This window comes from Rhodococcus qingshengii JCM 15477, from assembly GCF_023221595.1.
GTDB classification, from domain to species: Bacteria; Actinomycetota; Actinomycetes; order Mycobacteriales; family Mycobacteriaceae; genus Rhodococcus_F; species Rhodococcus_F qingshengii.
Genome location: NZ_CP096563.1, coordinates 4,360,201 through 4,374,304 on the forward strand (window position 1 = coordinate 4,360,201; position 14,104 = coordinate 4,374,304).

Annotated in this window: 14 protein-coding genes and 1 pseudogene; 8 read left to right on the forward strand and 7 right to left on the reverse strand. The window is 62.8% G+C overall.

What is annotated here, in order from left to right; translation table 11 throughout:
* Together M0639_RS19755 and M0639_RS19760 are read right to left on the reverse strand one after the other, a co-directional pair.
* The gene (locus tag M0639_RS19755; protein WP_042450330.1) at positions 1 to 279 is read right to left on the reverse strand and encodes a hypothetical protein; all 279 of its coding nucleotides are present in this window, start codon (positions 277 to 279) and stop codon (positions 1 to 3) included.
* Positions 280 to 290: 11 nt separating this feature from the next.
* Entirely contained in the window at positions 291 to 1,040 is a 750-nt protein-coding gene (locus tag M0639_RS19760; RefSeq protein WP_052416997.1) for an inositol monophosphatase family protein, read from the reverse strand.
* A gap of 211 nt (positions 1,041 to 1,251) precedes the next feature.
* Between M0639_RS19760 and M0639_RS19765 the strand changes: the two genes are divergently transcribed.
* The 5 genes and pseudogenes from M0639_RS19765 to M0639_RS19785 all read left to right on the forward strand — a co-directional run bounded on the left by M0639_RS19765 (position 1,252) and on the right by M0639_RS19785 (position 4,831).
* Complete coding sequence (locus M0639_RS19765) at positions 1,252 to 2,013, forward strand: GntR family transcriptional regulator (protein ID WP_172403418.1); 762 nt, start codon at positions 1,252 to 1,254, stop codon at positions 2,011 to 2,013.
* Positions 2,014 to 2,067: 54 nt separating this feature from the next.
* Positions 2,068 to 3,414, forward strand: coding sequence for a DUF5691 domain-containing protein (locus M0639_RS19770; protein WP_064075506.1), 1,347 nt, complete (start codon positions 2,068 to 2,070; stop codon positions 3,412 to 3,414).
* Between the two features lie 86 nt (positions 3,415 to 3,500).
* Positions 3,501 to 3,602, forward strand: a pseudogene (locus M0639_RS19775) (hypothetical protein); the annotation flags it as partial.
* Positions 3,603 to 3,668: 66 nt separating this feature from the next.
* A complete protein-coding gene (locus M0639_RS19780; protein ID WP_231915251.1) occupies positions 3,669 to 3,980 on the forward strand; it encodes a helix-turn-helix domain-containing protein in 312 nt (103 codons plus the stop codon).
* Positions 3,977 to 4,831, forward strand: coding sequence for an IS3 family transposase (locus M0639_RS19785; RefSeq protein WP_054802612.1), 855 nt, complete (start codon positions 3,977 to 3,979; stop codon positions 4,829 to 4,831). Before M0639_RS19780 ends, M0639_RS19785 begins: the two co-directional genes overlap by 4 nt.
* 74 nt (positions 4,832 to 4,905) lie before the next feature.
* On the opposite strand, the gene M0639_RS19790 is transcribed toward M0639_RS19785, so the two are convergent.
* The 5 genes from M0639_RS19790 to M0639_RS19810 all read right to left on the reverse strand — a co-directional run bounded on the left by M0639_RS19790 (position 4,906) and on the right by M0639_RS19810 (position 11,155).
* Positions 4,906 to 6,036, reverse strand: a complete 1,131-nt coding sequence (locus tag M0639_RS19790; protein ID WP_030536908.1) for an acyl-CoA dehydrogenase family protein — start codon at positions 6,034 to 6,036, stop codon at positions 4,906 to 4,908.
* 8 nt (positions 6,037 to 6,044) lie between these two features.
* A complete protein-coding gene (locus tag M0639_RS19795; protein WP_007736177.1) occupies positions 6,045 to 7,220 on the reverse strand; it encodes an acyl-CoA dehydrogenase family protein in 1,176 nt (391 codons plus the stop codon).
* A gap of 107 nt (positions 7,221 to 7,327) precedes the next feature.
* Positions 7,328 to 7,774, reverse strand: coding sequence for a hypothetical protein (locus M0639_RS19800; RefSeq protein WP_007736175.1), 447 nt, complete (start codon positions 7,772 to 7,774; stop codon positions 7,328 to 7,330).
* Positions 7,775 to 7,842: 68 nt separating this feature from the next.
* The gene (locus M0639_RS19805) at positions 7,843 to 10,377 is read right to left on the reverse strand and encodes an ABC transporter permease (protein ID WP_019749299.1); all 2,535 of its coding nucleotides are present in this window, start codon (positions 10,375 to 10,377) and stop codon (positions 7,843 to 7,845) included.
* 4 nt (positions 10,378 to 10,381) lie between these two features.
* The gene (locus tag M0639_RS19810) at positions 10,382 to 11,155 is read right to left on the reverse strand and encodes an ABC transporter ATP-binding protein (RefSeq protein ID WP_003945134.1); all 774 of its coding nucleotides are present in this window, start codon (positions 11,153 to 11,155) and stop codon (positions 10,382 to 10,384) included.
* A 262-nt stretch (positions 11,156 to 11,417) separates the two neighbouring features.
* On the opposite strand from M0639_RS19810, the gene M0639_RS19815 reads away from it, so the two are divergent.
* The 3 genes from M0639_RS19815 to M0639_RS19825 are packed head-to-tail and all read left to right on the forward strand — an operon-like array spanning position 11,418 to position 14,066.
* Entirely contained in the window at positions 11,418 to 12,980 is a 1,563-nt protein-coding gene (locus M0639_RS19815; protein ID WP_064075778.1) for a long-chain-fatty-acid--CoA ligase, read from the forward strand.
* Positions 12,981 to 13,002: 22 nt separating this feature from the next.
* Positions 13,003 to 13,413, forward strand: coding sequence for a YchJ family protein (locus M0639_RS19820; RefSeq protein WP_007736170.1), 411 nt, complete (start codon positions 13,003 to 13,005; stop codon positions 13,411 to 13,413).
* A gap of 56 nt (positions 13,414 to 13,469) precedes the next feature.
* Complete coding sequence (locus tag M0639_RS19825; RefSeq protein WP_007736169.1) at positions 13,470 to 14,066, forward strand: AMIN-like domain-containing (lipo)protein; 597 nt, start codon at positions 13,470 to 13,472, stop codon at positions 14,064 to 14,066.
* The last annotated feature ends 38 nt before the right edge of the window (positions 14,067 to 14,104 follow it).

A 14,104-nucleotide genomic window follows, 5' to 3' on the forward strand; every position in this document is an offset into this window, starting at 1 on the left:
TCATTCTCCATTCGGACCGGCCGGCGTCAGCGCCAGCTCTTCGTCGAGTTCACCGCGAAGGTCTTCGACCCTGTACAAGCCCCACAGGCCCAACCCGAGAACCAACGCGTCGAGAATCCAGTACATGATGCTGAACGGGATTCCGAACACCAGCGTCGAAACCCCACTGCCCCAGAGATAAAGGGGCGGGAAAAGTGCAAACAGCAGCGCAATACCGTAAACGGACCCGAAGAACACCATGATCTTTCGGTGACTGAGCCCGCGGATGAAATCCTTCATCGGACCTTCCCTCAGTTGACGAGCTGGCGAATGGAGTCGTGCAGATGAGCGTTCGATGCAATTCCGTTGCCACAGTCGAAGTTCCGACGACCGTCGAGACTCGAGAAGCGACCACCCGCCTCTTCGATGATCACCGGCATCGGCGCGAGGTCGTATGCCTTGGTCGTATAATCGACGATCGCATCGGCGTGCCCGCAGGCGACCATCGCATAGCCGTACGCGTCACCCCAGGTGCGGAGAATGACGCCCCGCGAGTTGAGATCGCGGATCGTATCCGGCTTCCAGTCCTCGAGCCACGTGGCCATCAGATACGCGCCGTCGAGATCCGTCCGGTCGGAGACAGCGGCGGGCTCGTCGTTTCTCCAGCATCCACCGCCCTTTTCTGCTGACACGAGCACACCGGCGCTGGGCAGATTGATCGCCCCGAATGTGATTTCACCCGCCTCTTCGTATGCGAGGAGGTTCGCATAGAGCGGCACCGAGTGGACAAACGACTTCGTTCCGTCGATCGGGTCGATGATCCACCGATTTCCGCTCGAACCCACGACGTCGTCGAACTCCTCGCCCATGATGCCGTCATCGGGGAAGTTCTCGGACAAAGCATCGCGAATCATCTGTTCGATCTCTTGATCAGCCTGGGTGACTGGCGATCCATCCGACTTCGTGTCGACCCGAAGCGTCGACTTGTCGAACCAGTGCCTGGCAAGATCTCCTGCTTCTCGAGTAATCGCCAACGCAATCTCGGCACGGGTCGAAAGCATTCGATTCACTGCTGGTGCCCTCCATTCCCTGAATAGGAGTCCGAAACCGACGACTTCGGACTCCCCAGAGATTCGGGCTAGACCATTTCTGGTTCTCTCACCAATTGTTAACGGCGTGTTACAGATCACACTTCGTGTTGTGGTGGATCGGGTGCCTCACTAGTTTTGGGGTTCAACGAACTGCCGTATTGCGAGGTCACGCCATATGTCGATGATGGAGCAGACTCGATCTGCGCTGTTACGGCTCGCTCAGGAACTCGAAGGACGCTCCGTGGGCAAATTCCCGCCCGAGCGCGAACTGGCAGCACGACTGGGGACATCTCGCACGACAGTGCGCAGCGCACTCGACGCGCTGGAACGTGAAGGATTGGTACATCGGGTCAAAGGCCGAGCAGGCGGCGCCTTTCTCACCAGCGTCCACGCAGACGCCCCCACTCCGGAGAACGCACGATCCCTGTGTGCCAGCCGACGACTGTCCCGAAATCTGAATACAGTCATGGGCGTACCGCAAATGCTCCAGGAACAAGGATTCCAGGATGGCACCAGAGTGCTGTCAGCACGTCTGGAGCGACCCAGCCCGCGAGCCGCCCAGATACTCGGAGTTTCCCCAGACCGCGATGTGATTTCCTTGTTGCGCTTACGATTTGCCGACGGTGACACGTTGTCGCTGGAACGGATGTATCTGGGCGACCCCGGATGCCGCGATCTGCTCAGAACGCACATGGATTCCGTCTACGAAGCCCTGCGTTGCAAATTCGGAATCGACATCTCGGCCACCGACGAATCCATCGAACTGGCAGAAGTCAGCTCCTCGGTGTCGACGCTTCTCGGACAACCGATGCCGGCCCCGGTGCTCAAGCTGGAACGAATCGGCTACGACCAGCATGAGCGTCCCGTCGAGTACTCGGTAGACCTCTTCCGTGCGGACCGAACACGACTGAGCGTGAGCACGCGGCCGGGACACCGTGTGTGAGCCCAGGCCGACCCTGCCCCCAAAGTCGACGTACCTCTGCCATACCGTAGGCGGGTGACCTCCCTGCGATCAGACGCGCACGCAGGTCACTCGCGCGCACCGAAGACTGATCCAGCAGTTCAACCGCTGCTTCCAGATCTCGCGATCGAACAACTCCAGTCTTTGTTGCAGGTACGTTCCTGGACTCTCGCGGAATGGTTCGCGATGGCCGACCAACGCGGATTCCTCGCGCCCGCGGCCAGTGTCCCGCTCTTCATGGAAGCCGCGCTGAAGTATCCCGAGCACCGCGAGGCGCTACTTCGCCTCGCCGGTCGACGCGGGCAGTACCTGGCGGAGCAGAACCCGGATTGGGCCCAGCTACGACGAATCGGATCACGCCGGGACGAGCTGTGGCTTTCGCCCGATCCGGACGACCGTACGGCCTGGTTCGATTACATACGTACGGTCGACCCGGAACTGGCGAGCGAAGAGCTCGAGATCGCTTGGGACGACGAGGCCACGGCAAGCCGGCTGCACTTCCTCGACCATCTCGACGTCGGGCTGGGTGAACACGACTACGCGCTCCTCGAGCGTGCACTCGACGATCCAGCCGTGCGGGTCCGTGAGCGTGCAATTCAACTACTACGGCAACTCCCCCGATCTCCGTTTGCCTCTCGAATGGTCACTCGGGCTCGGTCCTGGGTGCGGCTCGAGACGAAGCCCTTGCGGCCGCGCCTTGCCGTCCGATTGCCCGGCTCGCTCGACGACCTCGCATTTCGTGACGGCATCGAAGACGTCCACTACAAGAACAAGGGCATCCGGCGATGGTGGTTACGGCAAGTCGTGACCGCCACTCCGCTGACTCTGTGGGAATCTATGGCCGGTTCGCCACGCGAGGCCCTCACCATCCCCATCGAGAAGCAATGGCGCGCGGTGATGATCGAATCATGGACTGCCGCAACCGTTCTCCAGAAGAACACCGCGTGGGCATCGGCATTTCTGGAGCGGGACGGGCGCACGACGGACCGGAGAATCGTCGCCATCGCGGACCCACGCGAGCGTGTCGAGTACATCGTCGCCGGACACGCGGACGAGTACCTTCTGGGCGTCGACGGCAGCGCACTGCTCGACGGCATCGACCGCCCATGGCCCCTGGCCGTCGCCGAAAAGTTGTTGAATGCCTTGGAGAACGAAGCTCTGGATCATGCTGCGACGGGTGAGGACTTGGGCATCCACTCGCGTCACAGTCACTTTTCCACCCTGCGAAGCGTGCAGGCGCGCTTCCCTTTCGACGCAGTACCGCTTCTGCAGGACGCGGCGGCACGAACGAGCGACCCCGGGTGGCAACAAGCATTCACCGACAGCGCCGTCAACATCGAGCAGCGCCGACTCCGCTTGGACGTCCTGCGTAATCACCGCTGAACGACGAAGGGGCCGCATCCTTGGAATGAACTGCTCCCCAGGAGTTGGACTGAGAAATTCAGTTCCGACGCTTGGGGAGCAGTTTTATGCGTGCACGAAGTTCGTTGACTGAGGTTCAGCGCGGCGAAGCGGTAGCGTTGTTCGAGGCAAGATTAGGCAGGCAGGCGGTCGCTGCACAGTTGGGAGTGAGCCTGTCTGCAGTGAGCCGTTTGCACGACCGGTGGTGTGTTCGAGGCATAGGAGCGTTGGTGACCATGCCTAATAAGCGGGCGTTCTCCTTCGAGTTCAAGGTCGAGGTGGTGCAGCGTTTCCTGGCCGGCGAGACGAAGGTTGCGCTCGCCCGCGAGTTCGGCTTGTCCTCTCCGAAGTTGATCGAAACATGGGCGCGGAAGTACCGCAACGAGGGCGAAGACGGGTTGCGGTCGAAACGTGTAGGACGCCCGCCGGGATCTGCTCGATCGGTACCGAGCGAGGTGGCGCGGTTGCGGGCTGAGAATGAGCGATTGCGGGCGGAGGTCGCGTATCTGGGAAAATTGCGCGCCTTGAGGGCGCAGGAACGACGGTGAAGGTCCGTGCCGTCGTCTCCCTCAAGGCGCAGTACCACCTCGAGGTGCTTCTCGCCGTGTCCGGGCTCGCCCGGTCCACGTTCTTTTACCATCAGGCGCGACTGCGCGATCCGGACCGCCGCGCCGAGTTGAAGACCGCGATCACGGAGGAATTCGACAGGGCCCACGGCCGGTACGGGCATCGCCGCATCCACTGTGTGCTGACCCGGTCCGGATGGCAGGTGGCGAAGAAGACCGTGCTCAAGCTGATGCGGGAACTCGGGCTGCGTTGCCAGGTGCGGCGGAAGAAGAAGTACAACTCCTATCGGAGCGAGGTCGGCAAGATTGCACCGAATGTGCTCGATCGCGACTTCTTCGCCAGCGCGCCTAATCAGAAGTGGGTCACCGACGTCACCGAATTCCGTGTCGGTGAACAGAAGTTGTATCTCTCGCCGGTGATGGACCTTTTCGACCGACAAATCATTTCCTACTCGGTCGGTACGTCACCGAACCTGCAGCTGACTAACAGTTCCCTGCGTGCGGCGATTGAGTCCCTCGAAGACGGGCAAGCGCCAATGGTGCACTCGGATCAAGGGTTTCAATACCAGCACATGTCCTGGCGGCGTCTGCTCGCCGATTCCGGTGCGACCCAGTCGATGTCGAGGAAGGGCAACTGCTTCGACAACGCCGTGATCGAGAATTTCTTCGGCCATCTCAAAGAGGAAGTCTTTCACCACGTTCGATACTTCAACATAGATGCGCTGGTTAGGGCACTGGAGGAGTACATCCCCTGGTACAACACCGAACGTGTCTCCACAAGGCTCGAGGGCCTGAGTCCGGTGCAATACCGAACCCAGACCCTCGCCGCCTAGACTCTTGTTTGGCCAGTCCAACAATCGGGGACCAGTTCAGAACGGAATGCGGCCCCTTCGTTGTTCGTGAAAGATCAGACCACGCTGACCATCTCGTGATCAGCCACACCGGCGGCCAACACCCGGAGGTGATCTTCGGTGCTGCCGAGGGTGTGCTCGATGGCGACGAGTCGGCTCACGTAGTGCCCCACCGGGTACTCCGCGGTCATACCGATACCACCATGCATCTGGATCGCCTCCTGGCCGATGAGCCGAGCCGAACGCCCGATTTGCAACTTCACCCGCGAAGCGATCACTGGATCGACGACGCCGTCGGCAAGGGACATCGTTGCGTACAGACTCATGCTGCGTGCCAACTCGAGCGAGACGTACAGGTCGGCGGCGCGGTGTGTCAGTGTCTGGAACTTTGCGAGGGGAACCCCGAATTGCTTACGCGTCTTGAGGTATTCGGTGGTCAGGCGTAGCGCCTCTTCCATCGCTCCGACAGCCTCGGCGCACAGCGCGGCCTGCTCACGGATCTGCGCGGCCTGGATCAGAGCAGTAGCGTCACCGCCCTCACCGAGTGCTTCGGCCGGCGTATCGGTGAACTCGATCTGCGCCCCGCGCAACCCGTCGTGAGTGGCGTAGGACTTGCGTACCAAACCGGAGGCATCGCTCTTGACGAGGAACAGTCCGACGCCACCGCCGGGGAGCGCAGCGCTCACGACCAAGATGTCCGCCGTCGCGCCGTGGCCGACGGGATTCTTGATACCGGTGATGGTCCAGCCGCCGTCGACCTGGGCCGCCGCGGTAGCCCGTTCGGTTGCCGGCCAACGGATTCCGGGTTCCTGGTCGGCGAACGCGAGGAACGTGGTGCCCTCGGCCACTCCGGGAAGAATCGACGAGCGCTGCTCTGCGCTGCCCCCTTCGGAGATGAGCCCGCCCGGCGTCACGACCGCGTCGAGTAGCGGCTCGGGTGCCAAGCGTCGACCGATCTCGGTCATGACCGCGCCGATTTCCACTGGGCCGGCGTCCATGCCGCCGTCGTCCTCGGAGAATGTCAGGCCGAGCAAGCCGACCTCGGCCAACTGCTTCCAGACCTGCGGGCTCCACCCGGGATCGGAGTCGATGATCGCGTTGCGCTTCTCGGCGTCGTAGCTACGCGCGAGGAGATCCTTGGTGGTGTCGCGGAGAAGTTTTTGTTCGTCGTTGAGTTCGAAGTCCATGCCACGCCTCACAATCCGAGGATCGAGGAGGCGATGATGCTGCGCTGCACTTCGCTCGATCCGCTGTAGATGGATACCTTGCGGTAGTTCAGGTACGTCGGGGCAGTGTGCTGCGCCCAGCTCGCGGAGGCGATGTCGCTGCCCGCGTCGTACGGCAGTGAATCAGGGCCGGCCACGTCCATCAGCAGTTCGACGCTCGCCTGCTGCAATTCGGAGCCACGAAGCTTGAGCAGCGACGACGCCGGGTTCGGCTGGCCGTCAGCGGAACTGGCGACCACCCGGAGCTGAGTGAGCTCGAGGGCAAGCAATTCGTTTTCGAGTTCGGCGAGGCGCGCAGCGAAGAGCGGATCTTCGAGCAGTGTTCCGTTGCCGACCTTGACCTCGGCAGCGCGGGCCTTGGCCTGGGCCAGACGAACCTTCGAGAACCCGACGCGGGTGACACCGGTGCGCTCGTTGCCGAGCAGGAACTTGGCGTAGCCCCAGCCCTGGTTCTCTTCACCGACCAGGTTCTCTCCCGGAACGCGGACGTCCTCGAAGAACACTTCGTTGACCTCGTAGCCGCCGTCGATCAGCTTGATCGGGCGGACCGTGACGCCAGGCGTCTTCAGATCGACAAGGATGAACGAGATGCCGGCCTGACGCTTGGGCGCATCGGGATTGGTGCGCACGAGGCAGAAAATCCAGTCGGCGTACTGTCCCAGCGTCGTCCACGTCTTCTGGCCGTTGATGACCCAGTCGTCTCCGTCGCGGACCGCGCGAGTCTTGAGCGAAGCGAGATCGGAACCGGCCTCGGGTTCGGAGAATCCCTGGCACCACCAGATGTCGAGGTTCGCAGTCGCCGGAAGGAACTTCTCCTTCTGCTCCTGCGAGCCGAAGGCCGCGATGACCGGACCGACCATGTTGGCGTTGAACGCCAACGGTTCGGGAACCGACGCAAGCTGCAGTTCGTCGAGCCAGATGTTGTGCTGGACCGGGGTCCAGTCCTTGCCGCCCCACTCGACCGGCCAGTGCGGTACCGCCAGACCGTGAGCGTTGAGGATCTGCTGCGCCTCGACCATACGGTCGCGCCCCAACTCCTCGCCGTGGGCGTACGCCTCCCTGATGTCCGCGGGGATTTGCGTACGGAAGAACGTCCGCATCTCGTCGCGGAACGCTAGTTCCTCGTCGGTCAATGCCAGGTTCATCGGGATTCCTTCGCACTCGAAACCGGATTCATGTTCGGTTCGACCGTACCCCGACAGCTATGGAGGCGGAACAGGTACCGCAAAAGACGGCACTCGGGGCCGACCTCCTACACGGTTTTCAGGACCAACAGGTAACCCCCGCCCGCGGCGTCGATGCTTGTTTCGACATTCAACGCGGGAGCCAGACGCGACAACCGATCGATCAGCCAATCCGACGCTTCCTGGGCGTCGTCCTTGCCGGGGCAGCGAGCGACGGCGACGCGGCCACCCTTGCGCTCGAGCTGCTCCACGACCCCGATGATCGGGGCGGGATCCACGACGAACAGCCGATCCGGCCATTCCACAACAGGTTTGACCGCACCCTTCTTGGTGTTGCATGCGCGGTGCGCCAAGCGTTCGACGCCACCTTTGGTCTTGCCACCCTTTTTTGCGGTGTTGATGCTGTCGATACTCGGGCCGCGCGGATCATTGACGGACATGTCGGGATCGACCGGTTCATCACACAGCCAGCAGCGCCAGGATTCACGTTCGCCGACTTCTTGAAGGGTGCTCATGTGGCAACGGTACCGTGCGCACTTTCGGCTGTTACCGCTACCAAAAGTGCGCACGGGGGCCGAAGGCCCTACATGTCTGCAATCGCCTCCAGCGGCTTTGTCTTGGCCGCTCGGTTGGCCGGCCACAGCGCCGCCAAGACACCCACCACACCCGAGCCGATCAGCATTCCGACCACCTGACCCCACGGGATCGTGATCTTGTCGAGGCCCTGATCCGCGAGAGTGCTCACGAAGGCCCAACCGAACGCGATGCCGAGAACAACTCCGACCGCCGCGCCGTACACCGCGATGAGCACCGACTCGAGGTAGATCGTGCGTCGCATCTGTCCGCGCTGCATGCCGACAGCTCGCAGCATTCCGATTTCTCGTCGCCGCTCGACCACCGAGAGTGCCAGGGTGTTGATGATGCCCAGGATTGCGATCACGACCGCGAGTGCAAGCAGTCCGTAGAGGATCGCCAACAACGTGTTGATCTGCTGGCCCTGAGTTCCCTTGAACTCCTCACGATCCTGCACCTGGACGACGACGTACTTCTCCGTGGCCGTTTCGAGCTCGGATCGCAGCGTTGTCAGATCCGCGCCAGGCTTCGCCTTCACCAGAACCACGAAGTCCGGCAGACTCTCGGCCGGCATCAGCTTCCGATACGCCTCGTCCGAGACGATCCACGAGCCGATCAGCTGGTTGTCCTCGAACACTCCCGCGACAACCGTCTGGTACTCGACGCCGCCGGGACCGGTCAACGTCTGGGTCGAACCCACAGTCCAGCCCTTGTCGTCCGCAGTCGACTTCGAGACGAGCATGTTGTTGCCGGTCAGATCGACCGTGCCCTCGAGGATCTTGTATTCGAGCACGCCTTCGATCGGGCCGTCGAACGAAGCGCCCTGCTCGTCCTCACCGTCGACCTTCGCACGCACTCCGTGCAACGACGTCGCGCTCTGCACGTCGGGCACTTGTCGGACCGCGTCGGCCGCACCTCGCGGCACGCCGATCGCGTTGGGACCGGTCAGGATGTAGTCGGCCGAAACACCCACGTCGACAAGAGCATTGATGCTCGCCTTGGCCGAGGAACCGAACACTCCGATGACCGTCACCAGCATCAGACCGAGAGTCAACGCGAATGCCGTTGCGGCCGTGCGACGGGGATTGCGCACCGCATTGGTACGAGCCAATCGCCCGATGGCACCGAACGGCTTGGCGAACACGGCACCGAGCGCGCCGACGATCGGCCGCGACAGCGCGGGAGCCCCGAGAAGCACCGCGATGATCAACGAGAACGCACCGAGGCCTACGATCAGCGCCGCGCCGCCGCCGGTACCGCGAGAGCCGAACACGAGCAGTGCCACACCGATCACGCCGAGAATCGCACCGATCAACGTCCGCACTCGCAGTGAGTCGCCGGTGGAGGCGAACTCCTCACGCATGGCCGCCACCGGCGGGATCTTCGACGCACGACGAGCCGGGGCGTAAGCGCTGAGCGTCGTGACGACGACGCCGACCACCAACGCGACGATGATCGTGCGGGCACCCACCTGGAGCGGGCCTTCCGGCAGACCGACGTCGAATGTGTTGAGGAGACTGCGCAATCCGTAGGCGAGACCGATACCGCCGAGCAGACCGATGATGCTGCCGATGAGTCCGACCACGAGCGCCTCGGTGACCACCGAACGGCCGACCTGCGCTCGGCTCGCACCGATCGCACGCAGCAGCGCCAGCTCACGAAGACGCTGCGCCACGATCATCGAGAAGGTGTTGTAGATGATGAACGTTCCGACGAGCAGAGCAATCGCGCCGAACGCCAACAGGAAGTAGTTGATGAAGCTCAGCGCCGAGTCGACCTCGGCCTTGGTCTCCTCACGAACCTGGTCGCCGGTCTGCACCTTGAGATCGGGGAAAACCTGCTCGACGCGTTGCTGCAGTTCCGTCTGCGACACCCCGTCGCCCGCGACGTCGATGTACTCGACGTGTTGGCCGTCGGTGAAGAGTCCACGGGCCTGCTCGTCGGTGAAGAGCGCGCCGATGAACCCGCCGGTGTCACTGCCCGCCCCCTCGTAGATACCGGACAACGTCACGTCCACGATTCCGCGGGCCGGTGCCAGAACCTTGGCGGAGTCCCCCACCTTCAGTCCGGCTCGCTCGGCGGCGCTGGTGTTCAGCGCGACCTGACCGGTCTGCGTCGGAGGCGCGCCCTCGACGAAGGTGTCGGGTTCGGCAATCGCCTGGCCCGGCGGTAGGTAGGACTGACCGATACTCGGCGCGCCGCCGGTCTGAACAGCGCCGCCGTCTGCGTTGATCAGGACGATCTGTCCACTGACGGCCGGGGCTACCGCTCGAACGCCGTCGACTGCGGCAAGTTTGTCGACATCCTCGACCGGGACGCCACTGGTGTTGCGCTCTTCCATCGATACCCGGACGTCGACGCCCTGGGCGGTGTTCTCGAAGATCGAATCGAAAGTCTTCTGGAGGGTGTCGGTGAAAACGAACGACCCCGCGACAAAAGCCGTGCCAAGCACCACGGAGAGAACCGTCAGCGCAAGTCGCACCTTGTGTGCCGCCAAGTTGCGCAGGGAAACCTTGCGCATCGGCGAGTTACTTACCGAAGCCATGTGCTCAAGCCCCGGCTTCCACGTTCACGACCGCCTGCGGAGCGTCCAGACGCTTCATCCGGTCGAGGACCGAATCCGCCGTAGGCTCGCGCAATTCGTCGACGATCTTGCCGTCCGCGAGGAACACCACCCGGTCGGCATACGCCGCTGCCCGCGGATCGTGCGTCACGATCACCACGGTCTGGTTGAACTCGTCGACGGCCGCCCGCAGGATCGAGAGCACCTCACCGGAGGACTTCGAATCGAGGTTTCCGGTCGGCTCGTCGCCGAAGATGATCTCCGGCTGACCCGCCAGCGCACGCGCACACGCCACACGCTGCTGCTGACCACCCGAGAGCTCTCCCGGCCGATGATCGAGGCGATCCCCGAGACCCAGCTTGGTCAGGACGCTGTTCAACCAGGTCGGGTCCGCTTTGCGTCCCGCGATGTCGAGCGGCAACGTGATGTTCTCGAGCGCGGTCAGGGTCGGCACCAGGTTGAACGCCTGGAAAACGAAACCGATGCGATCGCGTCGCAATTGGGTCATCTGTTTGTCGGAAAGCGTCGTGAGTTCCGTGTCACCGATGAGAACAGAACCCGAACTGGCGGAATCCAGACCGGCGAGGCAATGCATCAGCGTCGACTTACCGGAACCGGACGGCCCCATGATCGCCGTGAACTCACCGCGGGCGAAATCTGCGGACACCGAACTGAGGGCGTGCACCTGGGTATCTCCGGTGCCGTAGGTCTTGGACAGGCCGACTGCGCGGGCCGCGACATCCTGGGCGTGCGAACTCATGATCGCCTTTCCTGTTCACTTCGGTGCTACTTTGCGGGCGTGACGGGCGCCCGTGAAAACACGGACGCCCGCAATGGTTGGTTCCATCCTGTCGGGTGGCGGGCGCGCCCGCCATCGGGGACCACCCTGATATCTGCGGCCGAGCCGGTCAGGGTCGGGGGAATGCGACCCCTCATGCTTGTGCGCATTGACTGGAAACAGCGATACGAAGACCGGGCGCACATTAACCTTGTGACACCAATCACACGAGAGAGGCGGCCGAATGTCCGACGCCACCGCTGGAATCATTTTCGATCGGCTAGAGCACTGGGCGACGGTCAAGCCTGATCAAGCAGCGATGACCTTCCAAGGGACCGAATTCACGTGGGCTCAGTGGCGGGACCGCATCTTGCGTATCGCCGCCGCCCTCGCCGAATCAGGCATCGGTGCCGGCGACACTGTCGCGTTCGTCGACAAGAATCATCTGTCCTGTCTCGAAGTCACCTACGCCGCCTCACTGCTCGGCGCCGCGAATGTCGTTCCCAACTGGCGACTTTCGAGCGAAGAGCTGGATTACGTTCTCGCGGACTGTGGCGCTCGCATTCTGTTCGTCGGCAGCGAACTACTCCCCCAGGTCGTCGCGATGCGAGACCGCTTGACGGCCGTCGAATCGATCTTCGCCGTCGGCGGTGAACACGACGAATTCGAGCCGTGGATCGACGAGGTCACACCGCTGCACTCCCGCCCCGAGGTGAGCCCCGATGCCACCGCTCTGGTTCTCTACAGTTCCGGGACGACCGGTCGCCCCAAGGGTGTCCAGCTCACGCATCGAAACCTGTTCGCGCACAGCAACAATGTCCTCGAAATCCTGCCGGCCCACGAGGATCACCGATTCTTGATCGCGATGCCGATGTTCCACGTCGGCGGAACGTGCTACGCCATCATGGCAATTCACACCGGTGGCCGCTGTTACTTCACGAGAGAAGCCGACGGACCGTCGATCTTCGCCGGTCTCGCCGCCGGAGCCAACATCGCCTTTCTCGTCCCACCGGTCATTGCCGGAGTCCTGGCCGCAGGCGAGCAGGCGGTCGCCGCCTTCAAAGCATTCAAACGCATCACCTACGGCGCCGCCCCCATGCCGCTCCCACTGTTGCGCGCGGCACTCGCAGCGTGGCCGGACACCGAATTCGTGCAGGTCTACGGCATGACCGAAATGGCAGGCGTCATTACCGCGTTGATGCCGGACGTTCACCGCGACGAGTCGCAGGTCGAGCGCATGGCATCAGCAGGTACGGCGATCCCCGGCGTCGAGATGCGCGTGGTGGACCCCGTCACGCTCGAGGACGTGCCCACCGGAACGACCGGTGAACTGTGGTGGCGATCCGAACAGTGCACACCCGGATACCTGGGCAAGCCTGAGGCGACGGCCGAAACGATTACCGCAGACGGGTGGCTACGTAGCGGCGACATGGGCCGCGCCGACTCCGGCGGCTTCGTCTTCGTCGAGGACCGCCTCAAGGACATGATCATCACCGGCGGCGAGAACGTCTACTCCCCCGAGATCGAACGAGTACTGGTGGAGCATCCGGCAATCGCCGAGGTCGCGGTCATCGGCGTTCCCGACGACCGTTGGGGTGAAACCGTCAAGGCTGTCGTGGTTCTCACTGCCGAAGCGCAGATCGACGAAGCCGAACTGATCACCTATACACAGGAACGCCTCGCAAAGTTCAAGTGCCCGACCAGTATCGACGTCGTCGAGATTCTTCCCCGCAATCCCACCGGAAAGATCCTCAAACGCGACCTCCGCAAACCGTACTGGGAGAACCGCGAACACAAACTGGTCTGAGTTCGCGTGCTGTAATGGGGCGGTGACTTCGCGCCGCCCCACCACACCCAATCCGACCGATCCGTGCCCGTGCGGCAGCGGCAACGCGTTGGCCGAATGCTGCGGCAAGTACATCAGCGGAGTAGCGCACGCACCGACCGCCGAAACCCTGATGCGTTCGCGTTACACGGCTTTCGCTGTGATGGACGACGAATATCTCACGCAGACTTGGCATCCCGACCATCGCCCAGCCCAACTCGATCTCGACCCCGACCAGAAATGGCTCCGGTTGGAGATCCTGGACACCGAACGGGGCGGGCTGTTCGATTCCGACGGCGTCGTGGAATTTCGCGCTCACTACACATTCGGACGCGAGCGGGGAATGCTCCACGAACGCAGTCGATTTGCGCGAACAGAGGGTAAGTGGCTCTATGTCGACGGCGATATCGGTTAGGTAACTCCGGGCACCGCCGCCGCGGATCCCGATAACGCGAGCCCTACGATCGAGTCATGACAACGAACCGGACGAGATCATTTGCCGCTGTCGCTGCCATCGCAGTGGGCGTGAGCCTGACTGCCTGTTCGCAGGACGCGGAGACCACTCCCACGGCAGCCACCTCGGCCGTCACCTCGACCTCGACCTCGAGTGCAGCAGCGTCGACCACAGAACCAGTCCCGACGGACAGCTCCGACAAGACGTCGGCTGCGGGCACCGAATCCAAGCTCACCGTCGTCGACATCAGAGTGGGCGAGCACGACGGATTCGATCGTGTCGTCTACGAAATGGGCGGAACCGGCACACCCGGTTGGCGCGTCAAGTACGTCGACGCGGCGACGCAGGAAGGCAGCGGTAAGCCCGTGGACATCAAGGGTGCCGCAGTGATCCAGGTCCTGATCGACGGTTCCGCATATCCCTTCGACAGCGGAGTCGAGCAGTACTCCGGCCCCAACCCGGTCCCCGGCGTCGGCGGAGTCGTGACCGAGGTCAACGGGTCCAACGTCTTCGAGGGAGTCACGCAGTCGTTCATCGGCGTGACCGAGAAGCAGCCGTTCACGGTCACGACGCTCAGCGACCCTCCTCGCGTGGTGGTCGACGTGGCCCGCTGAGGCCGCACTTGACCTGAAGTTTGGTTGAGGTTCTACCT

What these genes read in the sequence shown, in the direction of transcription:
- M0639_RS19790 (WP_030536908.1), bottom strand. Translation starts at nt 6,036, where the DNA reads ATGGACTTCGAACTCAACGACGAACAAAAACTTCTCCGCGACACCACC.
- M0639_RS19795 (WP_007736177.1), bottom strand. Translation starts at nt 7,220, where the DNA reads ATGAACCTGGCATTGACCGACGAGGAACTAGCGTTCCGCGACGAGATG.
- M0639_RS19825 (WP_007736169.1), top strand. Translation starts at nt 13,470, where the DNA reads ATGACAACGAACCGGACGAGATCATTTGCCGCTGTCGCTGCCATCGCA.
- M0639_RS19800 (WP_007736175.1), bottom strand. Translation starts at nt 7,774, where the DNA reads ATGAGCACCCTTCAAGAAGTCGGCGAACGTGAATCCTGGCGCTGCTGG.
- M0639_RS19765 (WP_172403418.1), top strand. Translation starts at nt 1,252, where the DNA reads ATGATGGAGCAGACTCGATCTGCGCTGTTACGGCTCGCTCAGGAACTC.
- M0639_RS19780 (WP_231915251.1), top strand. Translation starts at nt 3,669, where the DNA reads ATGCCTAATAAGCGGGCGTTCTCCTTCGAGTTCAAGGTCGAGGTGGTG.
- M0639_RS19815 (WP_064075778.1), top strand. Translation starts at nt 11,418, where the DNA reads ATGTCCGACGCCACCGCTGGAATCATTTTCGATCGGCTAGAGCACTGG.
- M0639_RS19755 (WP_042450330.1), bottom strand. Translation starts at nt 279, where the DNA reads ATGAAGGATTTCATCCGCGGGCTCAGTCACCGAAAGATCATGGTGTTC.
- M0639_RS19805 (WP_019749299.1), bottom strand. Translation starts at nt 10,377, where the DNA reads ATGGCTTCGGTAAGTAACTCGCCGATGCGCAAGGTTTCCCTGCGCAAC.
- M0639_RS19810 (WP_003945134.1), bottom strand. Translation starts at nt 11,155, where the DNA reads ATGAGTTCGCACGCCCAGGATGTCGCGGCCCGCGCAGTCGGCCTGTCC.
- M0639_RS19760 (WP_052416997.1), bottom strand. Translation starts at nt 1,040, where the DNA reads ATGCTTTCGACCCGTGCCGAGATTGCGTTGGCGATTACTCGAGAAGCA.